The 24183-nt window shown below is 66.4% G+C and carries 10 protein-coding genes and 2 riboswitches; of the genes, 8 read left to right on the forward strand and 2 right to left on the reverse strand.

The window, feature by feature from the left end; genetic code table 11:
- The first annotated feature begins 148 nt into the window (after nucleotides 1-148).
- The 3 genes from NH448_RS10275 (at nucleotide 149) to NH448_RS10285 (ending at nucleotide 3166) form a co-directional block, all read left to right on the forward strand.
- On the forward strand, nucleotides 149-823 hold the full coding sequence (locus NH448_RS10275; protein WP_253028754.1) for an SOS response-associated peptidase: 675 nt from the start codon (nucleotides 149-151) through the stop codon (nucleotides 821-823).
- Nucleotides 824-921: 98 nt separating this feature from the next.
- A riboswitch (TPP riboswitch) is annotated at nucleotides 922-1020 on the forward strand.
- 47 nt (nucleotides 1021-1067) lie between these two features.
- Nucleotides 1068-1877 (forward strand): 3-oxoacyl-ACP reductase, encoded by an 810-nt coding sequence (locus NH448_RS10280; RefSeq protein ID WP_253028755.1) that lies wholly within the window; start codon nucleotides 1068-1070, stop codon nucleotides 1875-1877.
- Nucleotides 1877-3166 carry an LLM class flavin-dependent oxidoreductase gene (locus NH448_RS10285; RefSeq protein WP_253028756.1) on the forward strand — a complete coding sequence of 430 codons (1290 nt, stop codon included), beginning with the start codon at nucleotides 1877-1879 and terminating at the stop codon, nucleotides 3164-3166. Before NH448_RS10280 ends, NH448_RS10285 begins: the two co-directional genes overlap by 1 nt.
- A 115-nt stretch (nucleotides 3167-3281) precedes the next feature.
- Here the strand turns inward: NH448_RS10285 and NH448_RS10290 are convergent, their stop codons facing one another.
- Nucleotides 3282-4727, reverse strand: a complete 1446-nt coding sequence (locus NH448_RS10290; RefSeq protein WP_108449909.1) for a sodium:solute symporter family protein — start codon at nucleotides 4725-4727, stop codon at nucleotides 3282-3284.
- Nucleotides 4728-4807: 80 nt separating this feature from the next.
- A riboswitch (TPP riboswitch) is annotated at nucleotides 4808-4910 on the reverse strand.
- 59 nt (nucleotides 4911-4969) lie between these two features.
- Nucleotides 4970-5758 (reverse strand): hypothetical protein, encoded by a 789-nt coding sequence (locus tag NH448_RS10295; protein ID WP_253028757.1) that lies wholly within the window; start codon nucleotides 5756-5758, stop codon nucleotides 4970-4972.
- Between the two features lie 171 nt (nucleotides 5759-5929).
- Here NH448_RS10295 and NH448_RS10300 point away from each other — a divergent pair, with 171 nt between their 5' ends.
- The 5 genes from NH448_RS10300 to NH448_RS10320 all read left to right on the forward strand — a co-directional run.
- Complete coding sequence (locus NH448_RS10300) at nucleotides 5930-7609, forward strand: diguanylate cyclase (protein ID WP_253028758.1); 1680 nt, start codon at nucleotides 5930-5932, stop codon at nucleotides 7607-7609.
- A 476-nt stretch (nucleotides 7610-8085) separates the two neighbouring features.
- Complete coding sequence (locus NH448_RS10305) at nucleotides 8086-9453, forward strand: TolC family outer membrane protein (protein WP_045994638.1); 1368 nt, start codon at nucleotides 8086-8088, stop codon at nucleotides 9451-9453.
- Complete coding sequence (locus NH448_RS10310) at nucleotides 9437-10294, forward strand: hypothetical protein (RefSeq protein ID WP_124802250.1); 858 nt, start codon at nucleotides 9437-9439, stop codon at nucleotides 10292-10294. The genes NH448_RS10305 and NH448_RS10310 overlap by 17 nt, the downstream gene beginning before the upstream one ends.
- A gap of 44 nt (nucleotides 10295-10338) precedes the next feature.
- Nucleotides 10339-11142 (forward strand): SapC family protein, encoded by an 804-nt coding sequence (locus tag NH448_RS10315; RefSeq protein WP_124802248.1) that lies wholly within the window; start codon nucleotides 10339-10341, stop codon nucleotides 11140-11142.
- 71 nt (nucleotides 11143-11213) lie between these two features.
- A partial coding sequence (locus NH448_RS10320) for an LEPR-XLL domain-containing protein (RefSeq protein ID WP_253028759.1) occupies nucleotides 11214-24183 on the forward strand: 12970 nt, incomplete at its 3' end.

Consider the following 24183-nt stretch of genomic DNA (forward strand, 5'->3'; position numbering starts at 1 on the left):
AAGAGGAGTTGATGGCAAGGCTAGGCTGCCTAGCTTAGCGAAAACTTAACGTTCGCATATGACTAACCTGTAGCGCGCACAGGTGGCCGGAGTGGACGCAAGAGATGGTGCTAGGCTGATCCTGCAGGGTCCGGCAACGGAGGTAACCATGTGCGGCCGTTTCGCCTGTTACACACCTTTTGCTCAGCTGGCGGCGCTGATGCGCTTGCCGGTGGCGCCGCGCCTGCCCGAGCAGGAGCCGCCACCTCGCTACAACGTCGCGCCGGGCACCTGGATCACGTCGCTCGCCATGGACGGGGAGGGCATACCTTCCTTTACCTCGATGTGGTGGGGCTATCGACCCCACTGGGCCCAAGCCGGGGCGCCGGAGCCGATCAACGCCACCGTGGAGAAGGTCGCCACCTCGCGCTATTTTCGTGGGGCCTTTGCCCGCCATCGCTGCCTGGTGCCGGCGGACGGCTGGTACGAGTGGCTGCCGGGCGAGGCCGGCAAGCAGCCCTTTTTTCTATGTCGTGAAGATCGCGCGCCGCTGTGGCTGGCGGCGATCTTCAGTGAAAGGGCCGACGGCAGGCCGGGCCTTGCCATCCTCACCGAACCCGCCCGGGGCTGCGCGAGTGAGGTGCACGCCCGGATGCCGCTGGCGCTGGACGACGGCAGCCTTGAACCCTGGCTCGATCCTGAGCTGAGCGATCGCGACGTCATGCGCCAGACGGTGCGGCATCTACCCGCTGGCGCCTTCGACGCATGGCCGGTCTCGACCAGGGTCAATCGGGCGGGAGAGGAAGGAAGTGACTTGATGCAAGCCGTCCAGGCACCGGGCTGACCGTCGGGTCTGAAGCGCCCATCTGCATGCCCCGGCTGCGGTGATGTTCCAGGTGCTGCGCGGCTTGTCCGCCCTGCGCCGATGGGCTAAGGTCGAAGGCGCATGGCACGGGGTGTCCCGCACGATAGCGGGGCTGAGAAACACCCGTCGAACCTGATCCAGTTCATACCGGCGAAGGGATGTCAGCGCAGTCGTCAGTCCAGGGGTCGGCGTGCGTTCCTCGCCTCGACCAAGGACCCGCCAGATGACCCTTTCCGACGCCTCACGCGCTACCTCCGCAAGCCCGCCCGCGCTTCCTATTTCCCGCCAGCTGGTCGTCGTCACCGGCGCCGGACGTGGCCTCGGTGTCAGCCTGGCGCGCAGCTTCCTCGAGCAGGGCGCGCGGGTGGTGGTCAACTATCGACGCAGCGAAGAGGGCGCCAACGCGCTGGTAGCCGACTATCCCGAGCAAGCCCTGGCGGTGGCCGCCGACGTCTGTGATCGCAGCGCCGTCGATGCCATGTTCGCGCATGCCCGCGAGCACTTCGGCGCGCCGGTCACCACCTTGATCAACAATGCGCTGCCGGACTTCGCTTTCAACGGCGACGCCCGCCCCGGTCCCGACGAGCTGACCTGGGAGCACCTCGATCATCAGCTTCAGGGCGTCGCCCGGGGGGCTCTGAACACGGTGCAGGCTTCGCTTGCCGGCATGCGTGAGGCCGGCTTTGGTCGCATCGTCAATATCGGTACCAACCTGTTCCAGAACCCGGTGGTGCCCTACCACGACTACACCGCCGCCAAGGCGGCGCTGCTGTCGCTGACGCGCACCCTGGCCCACGATCTGGGCCCGGACAACATCACCGTGAACATGATCTCCGGGGGCCTGTTGCGCACCACCGATGCCTCCCGCGCCACGCCGGAGGCGGTGTTCGATCTGATCGCCGCCAGCACACCGCTGAGACGGGTGACCACGCCGCAAGAGTTTGCCGACGCTGCGCTACTGTTCGCTTCGCCCTGGTCGCGAGCGGTCACCGGCCAGAACCTGGTGGTCGACGGCGGACTGGTGAAGGACTGATGGCCAGCATGCACCTCAATCTGTTCATCATGGGCTGTGGCCACCACAAGGCGGCCTGGCGTCATCCCCGTTCCAGCGTCGAGCGCCTGGCCGATATCCGCTACTACGAGGAACTGGCGCGGCTCGCCGAGCGGGGTCGCTTCGATGCGGTGTTCTTCGCCGATGGTCACGCCGCGGGCAACATCGCCGACGGTCCGCTGTGGACCCTGGAGCCCCTGACCATGCTGGCGGCCATGGCGCGGGCCACCGAACACATCGGGCTGATCTCGACCGTCTCCAGCACCTTCTATACACCGTTTCACGCTGCGCGCATGCTGGCCTCGCTGGACCATATCTCCGGCGGACGCCTGGGCTGGAACCTGGTGACCTCGATGTTCGACAGCGAGGCGCGCAACCATGGGCTCGAGGCCATGCCAAGCCACGCCGAGCGCTATGCCCGGGCGGAGGAATTCGCCAATACCGTGCTGGCGCTGTGGGACTCCTGGAGTGACGACGCCCTGGTGAGGGATCGCCAGGGCGATTACGTCGACGCCAGCCGGGTCGGTCCCATCCATCATCACGGGGAGCACTTTCTGGTGGATGGCCCGCTGACGGTGCCGCGTCCGCCCCAGGGCCACCCGGTGCTGTTCCAGGCCGGAGCCTCGGATCAGGGCCGTGACCTGGCCGCGCGCTACGCCGAGGCCATCTACGCGGTGGCCTACGATCTGTCCTCTGCCCAGGACTACTACCGCGATCTTCAGGCCAGGGTAAAGGCCGCGGGCAGACCGAAGGTCGCGATCATGCCGGGGCTTGTGACCTACGTCGGCTCCACCGAAGAGGAGGCCAGACGCAAGCAGCGGGAGCTCGACGAACTGTTGCCGGTGGACAGCTCCCGGCGCCAGTTGAGTCAGTTCATCGGCCAGGACGTGAGCGACTGGGAGCTCGACGCCCCAGTACCCGAGTTGCCGCCACTGGAGGCCTTCAGCGGGCCCAAGGGGCGCTACGCCACGATTCTGCGGATCATCGAGAGCGAACGACCGACGCTGCGCCAGTTGCTGGGACGGCTCGCCGCCGGTGGCGGCCACTGCACCATGGTCGGCACCCCGGAGCGTATCGCCGACGAGATGCAGCGCTGGGTCGAGCAGGGCGGGGCGGACGGCTTCAACCTGATGCCGCCATCGCTGCCGGACAGCATCGAGGACGTGGTCGAACAGGTCGTGCCCGAACTGCAGCGCCGCGGGCTGTTTCGACGCGAGTACCAGGGCCGCACCCTGCGCGACCACCTGGGGCTGGCGCGGCCTGGTCGCTGATGAGCCGGAACTGCCAGGGCCCCTGATCGCCAGGCCTTGAAACGACAACAGCGGGACGCGTCAGCACGTCCCGCTGTTTTTTATCACGCCTTGCCAGGCTGTCAGCGTGGCGGTGTCAGCTCTGGAAACGCCGCACCAGACTGCCCATGCGGGTGAAGTCATAGTCCTGGCGGGATGGCAGCAGCTTCATCAGCACCAGCGAGACCAGCACCGGCACGAAGGCCGCCAGCAGGAAGGATTCCAGCAGGGTGGCGGTACCGCCGCTGGGGGACGGGAACATCGCCAGCCCGGCGACCAGGCCCGCAGCGGTGCTGAGGACCGCGTTGCGCCCGTCGTAGCGGCGATTGAACAGACCGAAAAACACTGGGAAGGCCGCCGCCGAGCACAGCAGGTCCGCCAGCAGGAACAGATAGAGCACGCTGTAGCCCTGGGCCGCCACCCAGGTCACCGGCACCGCTGCGGCGACGATCAGCCAGCGTGCCAGGCGCATCAGGGTGGCTTCGCTGGCCTGGGGCAGCAGCCGGTGCATGTCGACGGCGATGATGCTGGAGGTGGCGTTGACGGTAGTGTCGGCGCTGCTCATCACCAGGGCCAGACCCAGCGGAATCAAGGCCAGGGCGAACCACAGCGGCACCTCGGACAGCAGCACGCTGAACAGCGCCACCGAACCGTCTCCCTCGAGCCCGAGGCCGACGAAGGCCAGGCCGAACAGGCCCATCAGCACGATCACCGGAAAGTTGAACAGCCCTGCGATCCAGAAGCCCCGCCGCAGCACCTTGCTGTCCCGGGCGGCGTAGATGCGCTGCCAGGTGCCCTGGTAGAACAGGCCGGTCAGCATCACCGCGATAAAGAACGTCAGACCGGCACGCAGGCCACCGGCATCGGTGACATCCAGCAACTGGGGCGCACGCTCCTGCAGGCCCTCGAGCGTCGGCGCGACGCCGCCGGCGGCCTGCCAGCCGAACACCAGCAGCAGCGCCAGCAACGGCAGGATCACCAGCATCTGTACCTTGTCGGTGAAGATGGTGGTGCGCAGGCCGCCGTAGAAGGTGTAGAGCAGGGTCGCGATCATCACCACGCAGGCGGTCAGCCACAGCGGGATCGGCGCCAGCAGGGTGACCATATGGGCGATCGCGGTGAGGCCTGCCGCCAGCGAGATGAACAGATAGAACAGCATGATCGTCAGGGTGAAGGCGTACATGGTGCGCCCGTAGCGATGGATCACGAACTCGGTGAGGCCGTGGCCTTCGGGGATCAGCTCACGCATGCGTCGTCCCAGCGGGATCATCACCAGGCGCGGGACCATGGAACCCAGCGCATAGCCCAGTACCGCGCCGATGCCGCCCCAGGTAGCCGCCTGGGCGGGGCCGAACAGGATCCAGGTGCCCAGGGTGGTGGCCACCAGGGTCAACACCGTGGCGCGGGTGTTCTGGCTGTTGCGAGCCGAGATGTAGTCATCCAGGCCGCCCTGACGACGTCGGGCATAGATCAGGCCGGGGATGGCAAAGATGGCGGCGCACAGCAGAAGCCACAGCGCCGTCCAGGTGGGATCGAGCATCATCGAAAGAAGACCTCTTTCTTGTCGTTGTCCGCAGGGACCGGTGGACAGGCGGGACGAGCGGCGGACAGGAAGAAAGAGGAGATAACGCAACCATCCTTCCCTTCGCCGGCATGACCCGGATCAGGTTCAAAGGGTTACCGCGTGATGCGGAATCTCAGCCGTCAGGCTCCCCCAGGAATGCGCACAGCGTAGGACCGCCTCCGATGGCTGTCAATTGGCGCTTTGGCCGCAGCGACGGGGCGTCAGACGGTGGGCGAGGTGCGCAGGCTGTGCCAGCAATCGTAAAGCCAGTTTGCCGCCCGGCGTGGATCGATGTCAGCCATCGCCAGATAGCCATGACAGCAGGCCTCGCGGCTCGCTCGCACAATGGCCGAGGCGTCGGTGGCGTCCATCACCAGGGTGCGTCGGTGCCCGCCGCCGCCGCGCAGGAAGGGAGCCGCGGGCGCGCGCTGGAACTCGACGCCTGCCGGCAGGGGCGCTGTCGAGTGATGCGTGTCGGGGTGGTCTGGGGCGCACAGGATGACCTCGAAGCCGAGCCGTTGTCCCTGGCGCGCCAGGTCGGCATTGACCGGAGAGTGGCCGGTCAGTACCAGACGCAAGGCCGGCTGGATCAGCACCTCGACGACGTCGTCGCCGATCTGGACCAGCGGACTGGTTGGCGTGGGTCGCTGCAGGTTCATGGACGTATTGCCCAGGCTGACGCGGCGAATCAGCGATGGCTGGCCGGCGAGCGTTGCATGGATGACCTCCAGGTGCACCAGGGTCTCGCTGCTCGGTGACAGGCGCTCGACCAGACAGGGGGTGCCATCGTTGGCGTTGTTGTCGATATTGACCAGGCAGGCGCCGCCGCCCCGCGCCTGGGACAGCAAGATGGGCTGTCCGGCGTACCCGGGGCCATCGGCATCGCTGGTGACGCTCAGGTGGGGGAAGGCGGGAGCAGGGGTGTCCAGGCGTGTGCACAGCCAACTGGTATCCCCGCGATTGGCCAGCGTCAGGGCGTGTTCGATGGCGACAAGGTCCTGGTGGATCATGGGCAGCTCCCGCGGCGGTGTCGGCCACGCCAGCATAACGTGGAAGCGGGCAAGCGAAATAATCCGGCATCTATAAGCATCTTTTCATAGGCTAGAGAAGACGGCACGCGAGCCGCCAGGGTATTGACCTGCTGCCGGTCCAGGGCAGGGCTTACGCAAGGAGATGTCCTCATGGAGCGTTTTGCCTGGGTGGAAGAGGCATTGGTGTCGTCCGGAACGGTGCTGGTACGCCTGACGCCGGAGTTGCAGGTGCACGACGTGGTCGGTGATGCCGTGCGCGTGCTGGGCGAGCCTGGAGACGTCTGGATCGGGCGGGGGCTGGCAGAGCTGCCTGGCGAGGCCGCGGCAGTAGCTGAAGCCTGGGTCTCCCGGGGTGCCGCTCACGCTGCCAAGCCTTCGATGCCGCTGGAAATGGGCGATGGTAGCTGCTGTCGCCTGGCCGATGGTGGGCTGGTGCTGCGACTGTCGGCTCGGCAGAAGGCAAGCCGCGGTGTCATCGCGCGGATGGCCGACCACCTGCCGGTGATGGTGGCCTACGTCGACCGCGACTTCTGCTTCCGTTTCAACAATCGTGCCTACCTCGACTTCATCGGCCTGCCTGCCGAGGCGCTGATGGGGCAGCCGGTGTCTTCGGTGCTTGATGCAGACTCCTACGCCAAGATCCGGCCACGTTTCGATCTGGCGCTGGCGGGGCAGGAGGTCAGCTACGAGGATTCCCTGGTGCTCCAGGATGGTCGCCAGATCTACTTCAAGGTCCACTATCTGCCGGACCTGGTGGAAGATGAAGTGATGGGCTTCTACGCCATCATCCAGGACGTCTCCGAGTATCGCTCGATGATCCAGTTGTTACGGGATGTCCATACCGGGGTAAATCGCACCGATATCGGAGTATCAGAGATCGTCGACATGCTGCTGCGTGACGCCTTGAGCTACCTGAGGCTGGATATCGCGCTTGTCAGTCAGGTCGAGGGGGAGCGTTACACGGTTCGCTGGGCGGCCTCGGATAATGCGCCAGTCGCCTCCGGCGACAGCTTTGCACTGGGTGACACCTACTGTCGGCTGACCCTCGACGCCGATGACGTCTTCCATACCCACCGCGCCGGGCAGGACGAGCGAGTCAAGGGCCACCCCTGCTACGAGAACTTTCAGCTGGAGACCTATATCGGTGCACCGCTGCGGATCCAGGGCAAGGTCTGGGGAACCCTGAACTTCTCCAGTCCGTCGGCGCGGCGGCACGCCTTCAGCGAGGTCGACATCGAGTTGGTCCGACTACTGGTCGGGGCCGTCGAACGTGTCATTTCCAACGAGATGGAGGTCGATCGTATTCGCCTCGAACGTGATCAACTGGAAGACCAGGCGATGACCGATGCCTTGACCGGACTCCCCAATCGAAGCCAGCTGGATCGCCACGTCACCCGCCTGATCGAGGAATGCGACAGTGGCGGGATGGTGTTCTCGCTGGCCGCGGTCGATATCGACTTCTTCAAGCAGGTCAATGATGGTTTCGGTCATTCGGCCGGTGACCAGGTGCTCACCTGGCTGGCGCAAACAGTAGCCAACTGTCTGCGTGATGGCGATCTGGTGGCGCGCACCGGCGGCGAGGAATTCGTGGTGGTCATGCGGCGCACCGCCTTGCCCGAGGCGATCAAGGCGGCCGAGCGGGTGCGTCGCGCGGTGGAAGGGGGGGAAATCACCCTGTCGGATGGACAGACGATTCGCATCACCATCAGCATCGGCGTCAGCCAGTATCGCAAGGGGGAGGGGTTTGCACCGCTGTTCGAGCGCGCCGACCGGCGCTTGTACAGCGCCAAGCGTAGTGGTCGCAACCGCATTGCCAGCCTGGATGAATAGTGCCCAGGTGTCGCCAGGTGCAGCGTTGTCATCGCTGGCGTAGGACTTTGCTCGTGCTTTCGGTCTAGCCTGAAAGGCCCAGTGTGGGTGGTTGGGTAATCTCAGGTGGCTGGGCTGAGGTGACAGCGGCTGGCAGGCCCTGGCATCACCTTCCCGTCACGGGATTTTCACCACGCCCTCGGCCCCGAAGAGTGCCTCCTCCTAGGCGTAATTTCGGAACTTTCCAGGTTTCAATGTGTTACCCGATTCCCTTCGGTGGCGGAATGCGATAGCGAGTATGAACTTTCTCATCTTTTGCGATGTAGTTTCCTACTGCGTCGATACTGCGTTGATCATGTTGCCTGCAAAAGAGTAGATAGGAGCTGTGTTCCTACAAAAGATGTGGGTAATATCGTACATCCGTTGTTAATAAAATATTACAAAGCAGTTGCGCAATGCCGGTGTTTGTCCCACCGGTGCGCAGGGGAAAAATCATCATGCATCTCAACAAGCTTGCGTTCGGCCTGGCGTTGGGCGGGTGGGCGTGCCTGCTTGCTCCGTCCGTGCTGGCAGAAAGTCTGCTGGAACTTCACGAGCTCGCGGTGGACAGCGATCCTCAGTTTCAGGCCGACTTTCATGGTAAGCAGGCCACCGATGAGCGTTACTATCAGGCGCGCTCAGCGCTGCTGCCGCAGATCAATGTCAATGTCGAGCGCAGCGAGATCTCCCAGGACATCGTCAGTACCGACAACGAGGTCTACGGCAGCGGCAGCACGTCCTACCCGACCACCGTCTACGGTGTCTCGCTCGAGCAGTCGATCTATGACTATTCCCGCTGGGCAGCCTTTGGCCAGGCCAAGCTGGAGATCCAGCAGGCCGCGTCCGAGCTCGAGGTCTCGCGCCAGGATCTCTACCTGCGGGTGGCCGAACGCTACTTTGCGGTACTCGCCCTTTCGGAAAACCTGAGTTTCCTGCAAGCCGAAAAGAAGCAGGTCCAGACCAATCTCGAGCAGGTCAGGGCGCGTTTCGAGGACGGTTTGATTCGCGAGATCGATCTGCTCGACGCCCAGGCGCGCTTTCTGCAGGTCGAGGCGCGCGAGCTGGACGTGGCCAACCGTCTGCGCGATGCCCTCAATGCCCTGGCCGAGGTCAGCGGCGTGCGTCCGGTGGAGCTTAGCCTGGTCGATGAGGACCTGACGCTGGCGAGCCCAGAACCGTCGTCAGTCGAGGCCTGGATCGAGCTGGCGATGCAGCGCAATCCTCGTCTATCAGCCGCACGGCTGGCGGTGGAAGTGGCCAATCAGCAGGTCAAGGTGAGTCGCGGTGGTCACTATCCGACCCTCGATCTGAGTCTCGACTACGACAATGACGAGACCGAGGGCTCATTGTTCGGCGGCGGCAGCGAGGTCGAGACCCAGACCATTCGGGTCGGCCTCGATGTGCCGGTCTACAGCGGTGGGCGAGTGTCGTCGGAGGTGCGCGAAGGGACCCGTCTGATCGAGGCAGGGCAGGCTCGACTCGAACAGGTGCGGCGAGAACTCGACCGCGAGATACGTGCGGCTTTCGAGGGTATCGTCACCGCCATGTCCCGGGTCAGGGCGCTCAGCGAGTCCTTGACCGCCAACCAGCGCATCGTCGAATACCGCCAGGTGGCCTATGAATCCGGTGTCATGCCGGTGCTCGAACTGCTCGACGCCGAGCGCGATCTGTTCTTCGCCCGCAGCGAACTTGCCAGTGCGCGCTACGACTACCTGATCAGCGTGCTGCGGCTGAAGCATGCCGCCGGCGTCATCAATGGCGAAGACCTGGCGGAGATCGACGCCCATATGAATGACCGGATGGACCTCCTTGCCTTCCAGCACTGAACCCCGGCCCTTCGCCGAGCGTCAGGCGTTGATCGAGTCCTGGCTCGATAGCCTCGCGCGTCCCTACAGTGCCGAGCGCTCGGTCAAGTGTGCTCCCGCCCGCTGGGCGCATCAGCGCAGGCTCTACAGTGTGCCGCTCGAGGGCGTTGACGCCGACGATCTTGCGGTGCGCCTCGAGGGGTTGCTGGAGTCGCTGGCGCTGGCGCCTGGCGACCGGAGGGCCTTTGTCGCCGGACTGTCGACGCAGGCGATGGCGCACTATCTGCATCTCGGGCTGGAGGCCGCGACCACCAAGGTGTACTGGGAAGCGCCGCTGCCGGACAAGGCCCTGCCGGGGCGTCGCTTCCCGCTGTACCAGGCGTGGAAGTGGCGCCCTGGCGTCGACGCCAGTGTCTCCGACTATGTCCTGCTCGAGAGCGCCGAGGCGGTGCGCCATGCAATGGCGAGCACGCTTGCGGCGATGCCCCCGCTCGTCGGCGACGTGATCGAACAGCTCGAGGTCAGCCACGCGCTGGCACGAAAGCCCTGGCCACCGTTGACCGTGAGGATCGAGGAACGGCGCCAGGGCCGCGATACCGGTCGTGATTCCATCAATCTGCATCTACATCCGGCCGAGATACGTCTGGGCGAACTGGCGGGCCTTTTGTTGTCGCTGGCTCGCGAGTGGCGCTGTACGTCGCGCGCACAGGCGATCGAGTGGATTGCCGCCCACGGCGACAAGCCGCTGAGCAACCTTTCTCTGGGGTTCGATGCGAAAGGCGAACCCTTCGTGACCTTCTACCACGGGGTGACACTGGTCTCCCCGACTTCCACCGGCGCGCTGGCCGCGCAACGACGCTGACGTCCAGGCCCAGGGACGACACTCAATTACAAGAGGACTCTTTCATGGCGACTCAACTTCTGATCTATCGCAACGTTCAGCCGATCACCCGCGACAAGCATCGCGAGCTGTCGCTCAAGGTCGGCAAGGACTTCGGCTTTGCCAGCGGGGTGAACTCGGTGCCGCTGATGGCGGCCGAATTTCCGACCGCCGCCACCGACCTGCCGATCGTCTTCACCCAGGCCGACGACGGGGTGCTGCCGGTCGCCGTGCTGGGACTCGAGCAGGACCAGAATCTGCTGGTGGACCGTGAAGGCCAGTGGCGCGGTGAGTACGTACCGGCCTTCTTCCGCCGCTATCCCTTCGTGTTTGCCTCCGCCGACAACGACAAGACCTTCACCCTGTGCATCGATGATGACTACGAAGGGCTCAATCGTGACGGTCGCGGCGAGCGCTTCTTCGACGCCGACGGTGAGCAGACCCAGTACCTGGGCAAGGTACTGGACTTCCTTCAGGACTATCAGGCGCACTTCCAGCGCACCCGCGCCTTCTGCGCCCGTCTGGTCGAGCTCGACCTGCTCGAGTCGGTCGAGGCCCAGATTCGCCTGCCGGAAGGTGGTCAGCGCACCCTGACCGGCTTCCAGGCGGTCAACCGTCAGAAGCTCAAGGCGCTGCCCGAGGACAGCCTCAAGGCGCTGCTGGACAGTGACGAACTGGAGCTGCTCTACGTCCACCTGCAGTCGCTGCGCAATCTCAACCGACTGAGCCGTCAGGCGCAGGGTGGTTCGCGGCTGGGTGCTCTGGCCAAGGGCGACCCCGCCGAGGAGGCGGTCGCGTCTGACGCCGAACAGGACACTCCCGTTCACTGATCGACCGAGATCAGGGGGCGTATCGTCGCCGCGATGCGCCTCTTGACGTTTTTCGCCACCGGAGTCCCCCCATGAGTCGCCACCAGCGCAAGCCTCTGTCCGAATTGATCGCTCGTCTTCTCCGCCAGCCCAGGCGTGCTCGTCGTGCCCAGGCAGAGCCGTCCCGGTTCGTGTTCGAGGGACTCGAGCCACGCATGCTGATGTCGGCGGACCCGCTGACCGCCAGCGTGGCCGGTGGCGCCGAGATGACGTTGCGGGTGGTCGAGGAGAACCAGCAGCAGGTGCTGCAGGTGGTCGAACTCGACGAGCAAGGTGTCAGTCAGGTGGTGGCCTCACGCGGCCTCGATGACGCCAAGGCCAGTGGCGGCGTGGTCATTCAGGGCAGCGACGCCCAGGACATCCTGCGCGTGGACCAGAGCCTGCTGGGCCAGGCGGATGGTCTGCTGGTGAGCTTCCAGGGCGGCGACGGCGACGACGTCCTGGCACTCGAGCATAGCCAGGGGCTGACCATCACCTTCGCGGGGGGCGAGGGCGATGATCGCATCGAGGGCATCCAGGGCAACACCGAGTGGCAGGTGAGCGCCGATGGGGCGGGCAGCGTGGACTGGTCGAGCACCACCACGGCGGCGCGCAACGATAGCTGGCTCAGTTTCACGGGCATCGAGACGGTGAACGCCGCCTCCTATCGCCAGGGTGACGACGGCGTGCTGTCAGCCACGGACGATGCCGCTCGGCACCGGCTCTCGAGCAGCCAGGACGGGGCGCGTTGGTCGCTTTACGACGAGGGCAGTCTGGGGCTTGGCAATATCGCGTTCAACGGCATCGACCGACTCGACGGTCGGGCCGGCCAGATCCTCGACTTCAGCGACTTCTCCACCTCGGTAGAGGTCGATCTGGGGACAGGCAAGGCCACCGGCTTCGTCGGTATCGATGGCTTCAATCACGTCATTGGGACCGGCGGCGACGACCGCCTGATCGGTGATGTCACCTCGCAGATCGACACTATCCTGGACGGGGGTAATGGCAACAACCTGATCGTCGGGGGCGGCGGCGACGATACCCTGAAGGCCGGCGCCGGTCGCAGTACCCTGGTGTCGGTCAGCGGCAGCGATCGCTTCGAACAGAGCGAGCTGGGCAGTGAGTTCACCCCCGAGGAGGCCGAGCTGACCTACGTGGTGCAGCGCGCATCCGGGGACATCACCCTGACCAGCGCTGGCGCCACCGCGACGGTCACCACCGGCGACGGCAGCCTGAGCTTCCAGCGCCAGCCCGTGGAACTGGTGCTGTCCGCCGCGGGGACCGGCCAGACGCTGAATGCCAGCGGCTACTCGCTTTCCGGCGTGACCTTCCAGAGCCTGGATGGCGCCACCAATAGCCGACTTGTCGGCAGCGCGCAGGATGACCGATTCGTGCTCAGCGCCGGGGGCGGCAGTGTCCAGGCCGGTGGCGGCAACGACCGCATCGAGGCCAGCGCCGACGCCGACATGACCCTGACCGATACCGCGCTGAGCGTGACCGGCTGGACCAACTGGGTATTGGGCGACGTCGAACTCGCCACCCTGGTGGGCGGTGCTTCTGCCAATATGCTGGACGCCTCTGCGTTCAGCGGTTCGGTTCAGCTGGAAGGCGTCGCCGGTGACAACACCCTCAAGGCCGGCGCCGGCGATGCGGTACTCCTGGGCGGCAGCGGCAACGACACCCTGGTCGGGGGTGTCGGCGACGACGTGCTGTTCGGCAATCGCGGCAGCAACAGCCTCGATGGTGGCAGCGGCAGCGACTCGGTGCTGGGCAGTACTTCCCACAGCTTGCGTCTGTTCGGTGGTAGCGGTAGCGCCACCCTGGTGCGCGGCGACGTCGCCGAGGAGCGCGAGCTGGTGTGGTCGCGCAGCGCCGGTGAGACGGTGGTCTTTCACTTCGCCGGCGAGCAGACCGTGGCGCTGGCCTGGGACGCCGACGCCCTGGCGGTTCAGCAGGCGCTCGAGGCGCTGTCTGCGGTGGGCGAAGGCAACCTGCAGGTGGCCCGCGAGCTGTTCGAGTCTGCTGGAGAACAGCAGGTACGCTGGCGCATCAGCTTTATCGGCGACTTCATGGCCGTGGCCGACGACGGTGCCTTCGCCAAGGCGCTGGTCGGCAGTGGTCTGGCGCTGGGAGCTTCCGGGGCCAGCGCCACGGTGACCTCGACCCAGGTGCGCGCTCGGGAAGCGGGGCGTGACAGCCTGGCCGGCATCGAGCACGGCATGCTGCGTGCCGAGTTTGGCGACACCGTGCTCGACGCCAGTGGCTTTGCCGGCAGTGTCTATCTCCAGGGGGGCAGCGGCAACGACCTGATGATCGGTGGCGAGGCCACGACCCAGTTCGTGGCGGTAGCCGGGGATAACGTCATTCGTGCCGGGGCTGGGCAGAACGAGATCCGCGGCGGCGTCGGCCAGGATCGTCTGGAAATCGTCCTGGCCGATGGCCAGAACGCCGTCAATGTGAGTGGGGACAGCTTCAGCATCGATGGCGGGACCGCGTCGAGCTATCGCGATATCGAGGCGCTGACGCTGGTCGGCAACGCCGGCGCCAACACCCTCGATGCCAGCGGCTGGCACGGGGTCGGCGAACAGACCCGGGTCACTGCGCTGATGGCCGCTGGCGGCGCCTCCAACGCCGAGATCGAGACCTTCCTCTCGGCGCTGGGCGATGCGATTCCCGGTGCAGAAGACTTCGCCAGCCAGGCGGAGTACGAGTCCTACCTGGCGCGTTACGTCACCGGTAGCGAACTCGAGAACTCCGGCGCGCACCTGAGCTTCACCCTGCAGAATGGCGTGACGCGGGCGCTCAATGTGGCCGACGCCCGCACCCTCGGCGACCTGCTGGTGCTGCTCGGCAGTGTCGAGGGCCTGACCGCGAGCTTCGATGGTGCCAGCGGGCGTCTTGTGGTCACCGACACCACCACGGGAAGCGCGAGCTTCGCCGTCAGCGCCGACGCCACCGCGAAGATCCTGACCGATGCACTCGGCATGGGCGTCAGTGGCGACAAATGGCAGAGCACCGCCTTGAGCGGGACCGGCGTGGTGCTGGACGCCAGTGCCGGCGGCAGCGATGCCCTGATCGGTAGCCGTGGCGATGACCGTATCGTCGTCGTGTCCGGCGCCGCCAGTGTCGACGGCGGCGCCGGCACCGACAGCCTGCTGGCGGCGGCGGGCGACTCCATGACGCTGACCGATGGCGGGTTGGTCGTTGGTTCGGCCACAACCACGCTGTCCGGGATCGAGGCGGCGCGCCTGAGCCTGACCGGAGGCGCCGTCAAGACCCTGACGGCCACTGCCTTTACCGGCGCTTTGGCCATCGATATCGCCGAGGCGGCGACCGACACCATCGTGAACGCCAAGCCTGGCGATCAGGTCGAGGTGGAACTGGCGGCGGGGAGCCTCGCCCGGCTCGACGACGTGACCGTCAGTGGGGGCGCCAGCCTGGTGGGCTACTGGGATGGCGACGCCTCCCTGTCCAACGTGACTAGAACGTTGGACAGCAGTGTCGAGCTGCGTGCCGACGGTGCCTTGACCCTGGACAACGTCGATCTGAGCATGAGTGATCCGACGCTGGGACACGATCTGTCGATCCTGGCACGTGAGCTGACGATCGGTGGCGATAGTGTGATCGATGCCGGTAGCGGCGAGTTGCACCTTGGCGCGCAGTTGTTTCAACCCCTGCTGGCGCCTGCCAATGGCCTGGTCGACGTGGGCCTGTTCGACCTGTCGGTGGATATCGACAAGGCCACGCTCAAGGGCGGGGACGTAACCATCGATGCGCGCCTGGTGGATCCCGATCGCGACTGGTTCAACCTGCGCACCGGCGTGGCCTTCCTCGACCAGGGCATCGATGCGGCGCTGGACTTCCTTCAGGGGCTGTCGCTGTTTGGCAGTGTCTCGGTGATGGTGGCCGAGGTCACCATCGATATCGGCTCCGACGCGGTCATCACCGCCACCAGCGGGGACATCACCGTCGCCTCCGAGCTCGACATCAGTACCGAGGTGGGCGCCAGCAAGGCCTGGGGTCTGGGCGTGTCGGTCAGCACCCTGATCACCCGCTCAAGTGTGCACGTCCACGGTACCCTGAGCGCCGCCAATGACATCAACCTGAGCAGCAGTGTCAGCACCGCCCAGAGCGTCTCTGCTGAACCGGATGGCCTCAAGGGCGTGGCCGGCGCGGTGGCGGTCAGCGTGCTGGTCAGCGATTCCCGGGTGATGGTGTGGGAAGACGCCAGTCTGAGTGCAGGCAATGATCTGGTGGTCGCGGCGACCAGCGTGGAGGAAAACGAGACCTCCGCCAGTTCCGCCCCTGACAAGGGCAAGGTCGGCATCGCCCTGGCGATCAACGTCGAGACCAGCAACACCGAGGCGCAACTGGCCGGTGACGTCAGTGTGGGCGGCGATCTGACACTGAGCGCCGAGACCTCCCAGGGCGAAGACCACGGCGGTACCAGCGCCAGCGCCGGTACCGCCCCCGGTGGTGGCCCCGATAGCCTTGTCGACGGGGCCACTGCCAGCGCCGAGGACCTGTCGCCGACATCGGTGATCGGCAACTTTCAGGAGGCGCTCAGCGGCGTCATCGGTGACAAGATCAAGGAAGGCATCGCCGACCGCGGGCCTGCCTCCATCGGCGAGCACTTCAAGGAATCCCAGGGCCAGCAGAAGAACGCCCTGGACGTGGCCGCCGCCCTGGCGGTCTCGGTGGACATCAATCGTGCCGAGGCCCGCCTTGGCACCAGCGTGACGCGACTGGGCGCCATCGCCACCCAGCGCAGCGACATCGAGGTGGCCGGTGCGGTCAGTGTCAGCGCTACCAGCGCCCACCGCCCGGCGGTCAGCGCCGAGGGCTCCGCTACCGGCGTCGACCCCAACAAGAAGGAAAGGGAAGAGAGCTTCACCGACAAGGTGCTGGGCAACACCCTGATCGGCAAGCTGCGAGACGCCGCGGCGGAGTCCGAGGTCCAGGGCACCGACAGCGCCAAGGATCAGAAGGAAGACAGCCAGGTAGCCGATGTCGGTGTCGCCGGCGGCTTCGTCTTTGCGCTGCAGAACAACCATGCCGATGCGGTGGTCGAGGGCCTGGTGGACCTGGACGCCGGCGATGCCATCAGCGTCACCGCCGAGAGCCTCAACAGCGTCGATATGGATAGCCTGTGGGGGCGTCACCTGTATGTGGCGGGCAAGGCCCTGGGTGAACTCGATGGCACCTACGACCATGCAAGCGCGGAAGGTACGGCTGACCTGGCCAACGGCGACAAGGTGCTGGTGGCCGATGACCACCAGCGCGGGGGCGAGGCCGGCCTGATCTATCAATTCGAGGGGGCCGACGTCAGCGGTGTGGATCTCGCCAGTGAAGACTTCAGCGACGACAGCCGCTGGACTGCCCTGAGCTCGCCGTTGCAGACCCGTATCGAGGAATTCGTCGAGGCGCTCAACGCCTTTACTACCGGCAATCTGGGGATCAGCGGCAGCTTCGACAGCTGGACCGTGGCCACCGCCGAGGGGGGCAAGCTGGCCATCGCCGGTGCCGCCAACGTCTTCCTGGTCAATCAGGACAGCGAGGCCCGCATCCGCGAGGGTGCCCGGATCAATCTGGGGGGCGCCACCGATGTGGCCAGCGTCACACCCAGCGACGAGCAGCAGGTCGAGGTCATCGCTCGCAGCGACAACCACCTGCTGTCGCTGGTGGGCAATCTCAGCTTGCCGACCTTTGCCGGCGCCGACGAGGCCAGCGCCGAGGCCTGGCGTGACGCCTTCAAGAGCGATATCGATACCATCAAGTCCGGGTTCGCCGGCATCCAGTCCGACGGCAGCGCCATCGGTGCTTCCATCGGCGTGCATCTGCTCGGCGCGGATACCCGTGCGGTCATCGAGACAGGTGTGGCGCTGGTCGCCAGCAGTCTGGACGTGCGCGCCGACAGCGACACCCTGCTGATCGGGGCGGCGGTGTCCGGTGGCAAGGCCGACAAGGTCGCCTTCAACGCCACCTCAGTGGCCAATATCGTCGACAACACCACCCTGGCGCAGATTCAGGACGGGGTATCGCTGAACATTGGTGCCGTCTCTGTGGACGGGGCCAGTGGGCCGGCGCTCAGGGTCGGCGCCAACGACGACACCTACGCCTTTGGTATCGGCGGCAGCGTCGCCTCCGGCAAAAGCGCTGGCGTCGGTGTATCGGCGGTGGTCTCGGTGATGGAGCGCGACACCCGAGCGGTGATCGGTGGTGTGACCACGCCAGCCAGCGCCAGCGGTAGCATCACCGTAGGAGGTGATCTGCTGGTCGAGGCCAATAACGGCGGGGTGGTAGCCAACCTCGCCCTGGCCGGAGCCAAGGCGGGCAGCAGCGGTACCAGCGGGCTGGATTCGGCCGGTGACGCCAGCGGCTCGGGCGCTGGTGGTGGTTCGGCTGGGGGCAGCGCCACCAAGGACGACCCCAACAAGTGGCCCAACAACCAGAGCAACTATGACAGCGTGCTCAAGGAGTTGAGTGGCAAGCTCGGCGGTGCCGCCAAGGCGTCTTCCGGCGGCAGCGGCGGCACGTCTTCCACCTCGTCCGGCGGTGACCAGAAGGGTAGCTTCGGCCTCGGTGTCTCGGGTTCGGTGGTGGTGAATATCGCCGACTATCGTACCGAAGCCCTGATCCAGGGGATCGAGACGCTGAAGATCACCGGCAAGACGTCGGTGGCCGCCAAGGACAGCAGCCATCTTGGCATGCTGGCCGGTGGCGCGGCGCTGTCGCTGGGCAGCAGTGGCACCCAGGTGGCGGTGGCCGGGGCCGCCGCCCTGGCCTTCGACAGCGGCATCACCCGGGCGCGGATCGATCGCGTCACTTCCTTTGATACGGGCGGTCTGGCACTCAGCGCGGCGCGTGAGGGCTGGACGGTGGTCGCTGCCGCCGGTGTCGCCGTCGCTTCGGGCGCCAAGGGCTTTGGTGTGGCCGGGGCGGCCAGCGTGCTGACCTCCGATCGCACCGTCGATGCGGGGCTTTTGAATATCCAGTCCGGCGATCTCGGGGATGTCAGTGTGGTGGCGCGTGACGCCGCCAACACGGTACTGATCGCCGGCGCAGTGGCTGGCGGCGGCAAGGCGGGTGTCGGGGGGGCGGCGGCCTTTGCCGATATCAGCCACGACGTCGACGCCCACGTCGAAGCGCTGGGCAGTGCCAGCGAGTCGCTGGTGATTGGTGGACTCTCGGTCAAGGCGCTCAGCGATACGCTGGTCATTAGCCTGGCCGGCTCGGCCGGTATCGGTACCGGGCCCAAGGGGGTTGGCCTTGCGGGAACTGCCGCGGTCAATCTGATCGACAATTCCACCCAGGCACGTGTGGTCGACAGTTTCCTGGCCAAGGGCAGTGACGCCCTTGCACCGACGCCGAACGTGTCGGTCAACGCCGAGGACAACAGCAGCGTCTGGACCCTGGCCGGCGCCGTCGGTGTCGGTGGCACCGCCGGCTTTGGTGCCGGGGTGTCGGTCAACAGTCTGTCCAATGAAACGCTGGCCCTGATCAGTGGCGGTGCCATCGCCAACGCCGGCGCGGTGTCGGTGGTAGCGGCCAACACCGGTCTGGTGCGATCGCTGACCCTGGGGGTCGGCGCCAGTACCAAGTTCGCCGGGTCCGGTAGCGTCTCGGTCAACCAGATCGCCAATACCTTGCGTAGTTCCCTGAAGAACACCAGCGTCTCGGCCAGCGGCCAGGTGCTGGTGGCCACCCGCGATCGCGCCGAGCTGGTGGCGATCAGCGGTGCAGGAGCCGGTGCCGGCAAGGTGGCCCTGGCCGGCAGCGTCTCGGTCAATCTGATCGACAACGACAGCCAGGCGCTGATCCAGAACTCCACCGTTACAGCTGGTGGCGATGTGGTGGTGGACGCCGAGGCCAGCAGCCTGGTGGTGTCAGTCGCCCTTGGAGGCGCCGGGGCCGGCAAGGTGGGCCTCGCCGGTGCCGTCAGAGTCAATCTGATCAAGGGCAAGGTGGAGGCGCTGATCGACGGCGGTCGCGTCGAAAGCAGTACCGGTGATATTCGCATCCAGGCCACCGACAGTGCCCAGGTGGTGGTCGTGGCCATCGGCGCCGCGGGCGCCGGCACCGTGGCCGGCGGGGTCAGCAGCGGTACCGTTCAGGTCGACAACGCCATTGTGGCCCGGGTGACGGGGGCCACCTTGATCGCCGGTGGTGACGTGGCTGTCTGGGCGGGCCTGGCCGAGCGCAGCGGTCGCGCCGCGCTGGAATTGTCGGCACTGGGACTTGAGGTGGACCCGGCGACCCAGGGCACCGAGACCAATCCGAGCACGGGATCATCGGATATTGCCACCCGGGACATGTCCAACATGGACTGGACCGCCGGGGTGATCAACCTGACCATCGCCGGTGCGGGCGCCGGCAGCGTGGCCGGCTCCGCTGCGGTGGGGCTCAACTGGCTGCGCTCCAGCGTGCTGGCCGAAGTCTCGGGCGGCGCCAGTATCACCGCCGCTGATAGTGTCAGCGTGCTGGCCCAGGACAAGAAGGGCCTGGTCAACTTCTCCTTCGGCGCCGCCGGTGCCGGCAATGCGGCGGGGGGCGCGGCGATCGCTTTCAACTATCTGGGAGGCGACCCCAGCGATCCCTCGCGCACCGTCGACAACACCAGCGACCAGAACGTCGACGCCAGCGAAGACGCCTTCATCCTCCAGGGCGAGCGCAGCGACCACGGCTACAGCGTGGGCCAGATCGCCGCCTTGATCGATGCCTCCAGTGTGACCGCCACCAGTGGCGACGTGCTGGTGGACGCCCGTTCCGAAGCCAGCATGCTCAACATTACCGCCGGCGGTGCGGGCGCCGGGGCGGTGGCCCTGGCCGGCTCCATCGGCATCAACTTCATGCAGAACGATGTGCTGGCATCGATTGGCAATGGCGCCGTGGTCATGGCCAGCGCCGGTGACGTCAGCGTGCATGCCTCGGTGGCGCCGATCATGATCAACGTGGCCGGCGCGGCGGCTGGTGCCGGCTCCGTCGGTCTTGCCGGCGCCTCGGCGACCAACGACATGGCGTCGACGCTGAGCGCGAGCATCCTCGGGGCGAGCACCGAGGTAACGGCGGGTGGGCGCGTCGACGTCAAGGCCGAGCTGATTCGGATCACCGATGTGCCTTCGGTCAAGGTCGATGACAGCCTGATACCGCCAGAAGACTCAGACGAGAATCGCCCGGCGACGCCTGGGCAGGGCGACCAGGTCTGGAGCTTTGCGCTGGCCGGTGCCGGTGCCGGCAAGGTGGCGGTGGCCGGGGCGCTGTCGCTCAACTGGCTGCGCGGCAGCGTCACGGCGGTGATCGACCAGGCCACGGTCTCGGCGACGGGAGACATTGCCCTGTCGGCCAGCGATGATCTCGGCCTCAATGCCTTTACCGTGGCGGGGTCCGGTGCCGGGGCCTTCGCCCTTGCCGGTTACCTGGCCTACAACTACATCGGCGGTGATCCGGACGACCCCACCAGCGACAGCGCCAACCGTATCCACGCGCTGATCAAGGGCGGCGCCAGCGTGGCGTCCAGCGCCGGCAAGGTCAGCCTTTCAGCGGTCTCATCCTCGAGCATCAGCGCCTACTCCCTGGGTGGTGCCGTGGCCGGTTTCGCCGCACTCAGCGGTACCACCTCGCTCAATTTCACCCGCAAGGACGTGGTCGCCGATATTCGCGACAGCGCCACCGAGGTGAGTGGCGCCGGCGGCATCGCGGTAAGCGCCAGCGACACCAGCGCGATCTCGGCGGCCAGTGCCCAGGTCAACGTGGCGGTCAAGGGTGGTGCGGCCGGTCTTTCGGTGGCCTACCTGGATATCGACAACAGCATCCTGGCCGGTAGCCAGGGCGCCACGCTCGACTCGAGCGGCGGCGATATCGCCATTGATGCCCGCTCGCGCTCCACCAACCTGATCGTGATAGCCGGTGTCAGCTATGGCACCTTCGGCGCAGGTGCCGGCAACGCCGGCAGCTCGTTGATCAACAACACCAGCGTCGCGCGCATCGACGGCGGCAGCGTCGATGCCGCCGGCAACGTCAGCGTGGTCAGCGACAGCAAGGACGTCAGCACTATTACCCTGGGCACCGTCAGTGTGGGTGCGGTGGCGCTGGGCGGTGGTGTCGGGGTCGACCTGCTGGGCAGCACCTCCGAAGCCTGGATCGGTGGTGGAGCGCGCGTCAGCGCCGGCGCCGGCGGTGCGGCCTTATCGGTGCGCGATGACTGGAACAATGGCTGGACGACAGACAGCCACAAGGGTGTGGTGGTGCTGGCCACCAGCGAGGTGTCCTTCACCAGCGTGGCGGTGACCGCGGCGGGAGCCGCCGGCAATGCCCTGGCGGCCAATGTGGTGGTGGATGGTGTCACCGGCGCGACCCGCGCCTACATCGACAAGGCGCGCATCGACAGCACCGCCGACGTGGTGGTGCGGGCCCTGCATCGTGGCGACGCCGACAGTGGCGGTGGCGCGGCGGCGGTCAGTGGAGGCAGCTCCGGCGCCGCTGGTGTCGATGTCACCCTTTTCCAGCACAAGACCGAGGCCTTCATCAGCGGTGACGGCTTCGACCATTCGGCTGAAAGCGACGGCCTGATGGTCAAGGCTGGTGGCGACGTGGCGGTGGAGGCCCGCGCCGACGTGAGCTTCCTGTCCACGGTGATGGGGGCGGCGGTGGGCCTCAACGGCGTCGCCGGTGCGGGATCGGCCAGCGTGGTCGATCTGTCGCTTGAGACCCTGGCCTATCTCAAGGACGTGGAGGTCGCCGGCACCAACGTGGCGGTACGTGCCGACAACGACGTGGACGGCCGCTTTATCGTCGGTGCGGTGGCCGGTGGCTCCGTCGGCTTTGGCGCCTCGCTGGCGCTGGGGTTGCTCAACCCCGAGGCACGAGTGTCGCTGGACAAGGCAATAGTGACTGCCAGCAATGATATCGCGGTGACGGCAAGCCAGCGCCTGGATCTGGGCATCACCGTAGCCACCGCCGGTGGCGGTGCGGTCGGTGTGGCCGGCGCGGTATCGGTGATGACGGCGGATTCGGTGACGCAGGTGCTGGTGTCCGGCGATAGCGAACTGAACGCCGGCAATGACGTGCTGCTCGAGGCATCCACCACCACCCTGGTCAATGAGCGCAGTGGCCTGGCCGGCTATCTGCAGGGGGTCGGCGCTGCCGCCGTCGGCGCGGCGGGCTTCGGTGCTTCGGTGGACGTCATGGTGCTGCGCGAGCAGACCCGTGTCAGTGTGGCGGATGGTGCGCAGATCATCGCGGGGGGCGATGTGACCGCCGAGGCCAGGCTGTCGCGTACCCTCAACTCCACGGTGATCGCCTTTGCTGGCTCCGGCTCTTTGAGCCTCAGTGGCGCCATCTCGGTGATCAGTCTGGGCAAGGGGCTGAGTGAGGAGAGCTTCGAGCGGGTCGAGGACCTGCAAGACCTGGTGAGCGATACCTTCGCCGGCTTCCAGAGCGGCGAGTTCGCCATGAAGGCCGAGGCCGAAGACTCTGATTCCGGCACCGATACGCCGCTGGACAGCGACGAGCAGGCGGCGTTCGACGGTGACTTCGATCGTCCCGACGATGCCGGAAACCACAACAAGGCCAACCGCACCTCGACCAACAGCGCCCTGAGCACCCTGACCGGTGGTCTCTCGGGTGACAAGCTGTTCGACGTCAAGTCGCCTCTGAAGGTAGGTGACACCGCGGCGACCCTGGGACGTGGCGTGGTGATTACCGCCGGCGGGGACGTCAGCGTCAAGGCCAGCGAAGCCCTCAAGGTGCAGACCCTGACCGGCTCCGGTGCGGTCAGCGGTGTTGCCAGTGTCGGCCTGTCGGTGGGGGTGGTCGAGCTCAACGGGGCGGTGACCGCCCAGGTGGGCCGCGGCTCGACCCTGGATGCGGCGGACACCATCGAGGTGGCGAGCGACTACGACGGTGACGTGTCGATCAGCGCCTATGGCGGTTCGGCGGCACCCAGCATCGCGGTGGGTGGCCAGGTGGCCATCCTGCTGGATCGCACCCAGCAGCTTGCCTCGCTGGAAGGCGCCACGAGCGCCGCTGGCGGCACCCTGATCAAGGCGGCGGATCGCGTCGATATTATGGCCAGCGCCGATCGCGACTATTCACTGAGGGCTGCAGGTGGGGCCATCGGCCTGGTGGCCGCAGGCGTGTCGGTGGGCACCGTCGAGATCAGCGGTGCGACGAGGGCCTGGGTCGGCGAGCATACCAGGGTGGGCGAGAACCAGAGCGTCGGTTCGCTGAACGTCTCGGCCACGAGTATCGATCGGGTCGCGCTGGAGGTGGTGGCGGTGGCCGCCGGGATGGCCGGCGGCAGCGCCAACGTGGCCTTGGTGACCCTGTCCCAGGAGGTGCAGGCGTGGATCGGTGACGGCGCGCGGATCTCGTTGTCTGACGCCCTGAGCATCAACGCCAGCCTGACGCCTGCGGTACAGATCAAGACCCTGGGGGTATCGGTGGCGGCGGGCGTCGGCATCGGCGTCTCGGTGGTCGAAGGAGAGCTCAAGGCCAAGGTGCTGGCGCGGGTCGGCACGCCTGACTCCAGCGCGGCCCATGATATCCGCATCACCGCCGGGTCCATGGACGTTGCCGCGTCCCTGAATACCCTGGCGAATGGCAACAGTCTGAGCGGTGAGGCCCTGGGTTCCGCCGGGGGGGCGCTGTTGGGCGTCGATGCGACCCTGGTGACGCTCAAGGACAGCACCGAGGTGGTGGCAGAGATCGCTGACACCTCCCTGGAGGACGGCAGCGGTAGCCTGCGCGAGAGCACCAATATTGCCATCGCCGGGCGGCTGGACGTCACCAGCGACCTGATCTCGCGCCTCTCTGGCAAGTCCAGCAGTATCGTCGGCGGCCTGGTGGCGGCGGGTGCCGCCAAGGTTACCGTCGATCAGCGCACCGTCAGTCGTGCGCGCATTGGCAGCGGCAATGGCATCCTCGCCGGAGACGCCAGCGTCCGTGCGAACGGGCAGCTGGAAGCGACCCTCGACGCCCTGGCCGGCAGTGGCGGTGTGGCCGCCGGCGCCGGCGCCGCCACCC

Source organism: Halomonas sp. OfavH-34-E (genome assembly GCF_024124525.1).
GTDB classification, from domain to species: Bacteria; Pseudomonadota; Gammaproteobacteria; order Pseudomonadales; family Halomonadaceae; genus Halomonas; species Halomonas litopenaei.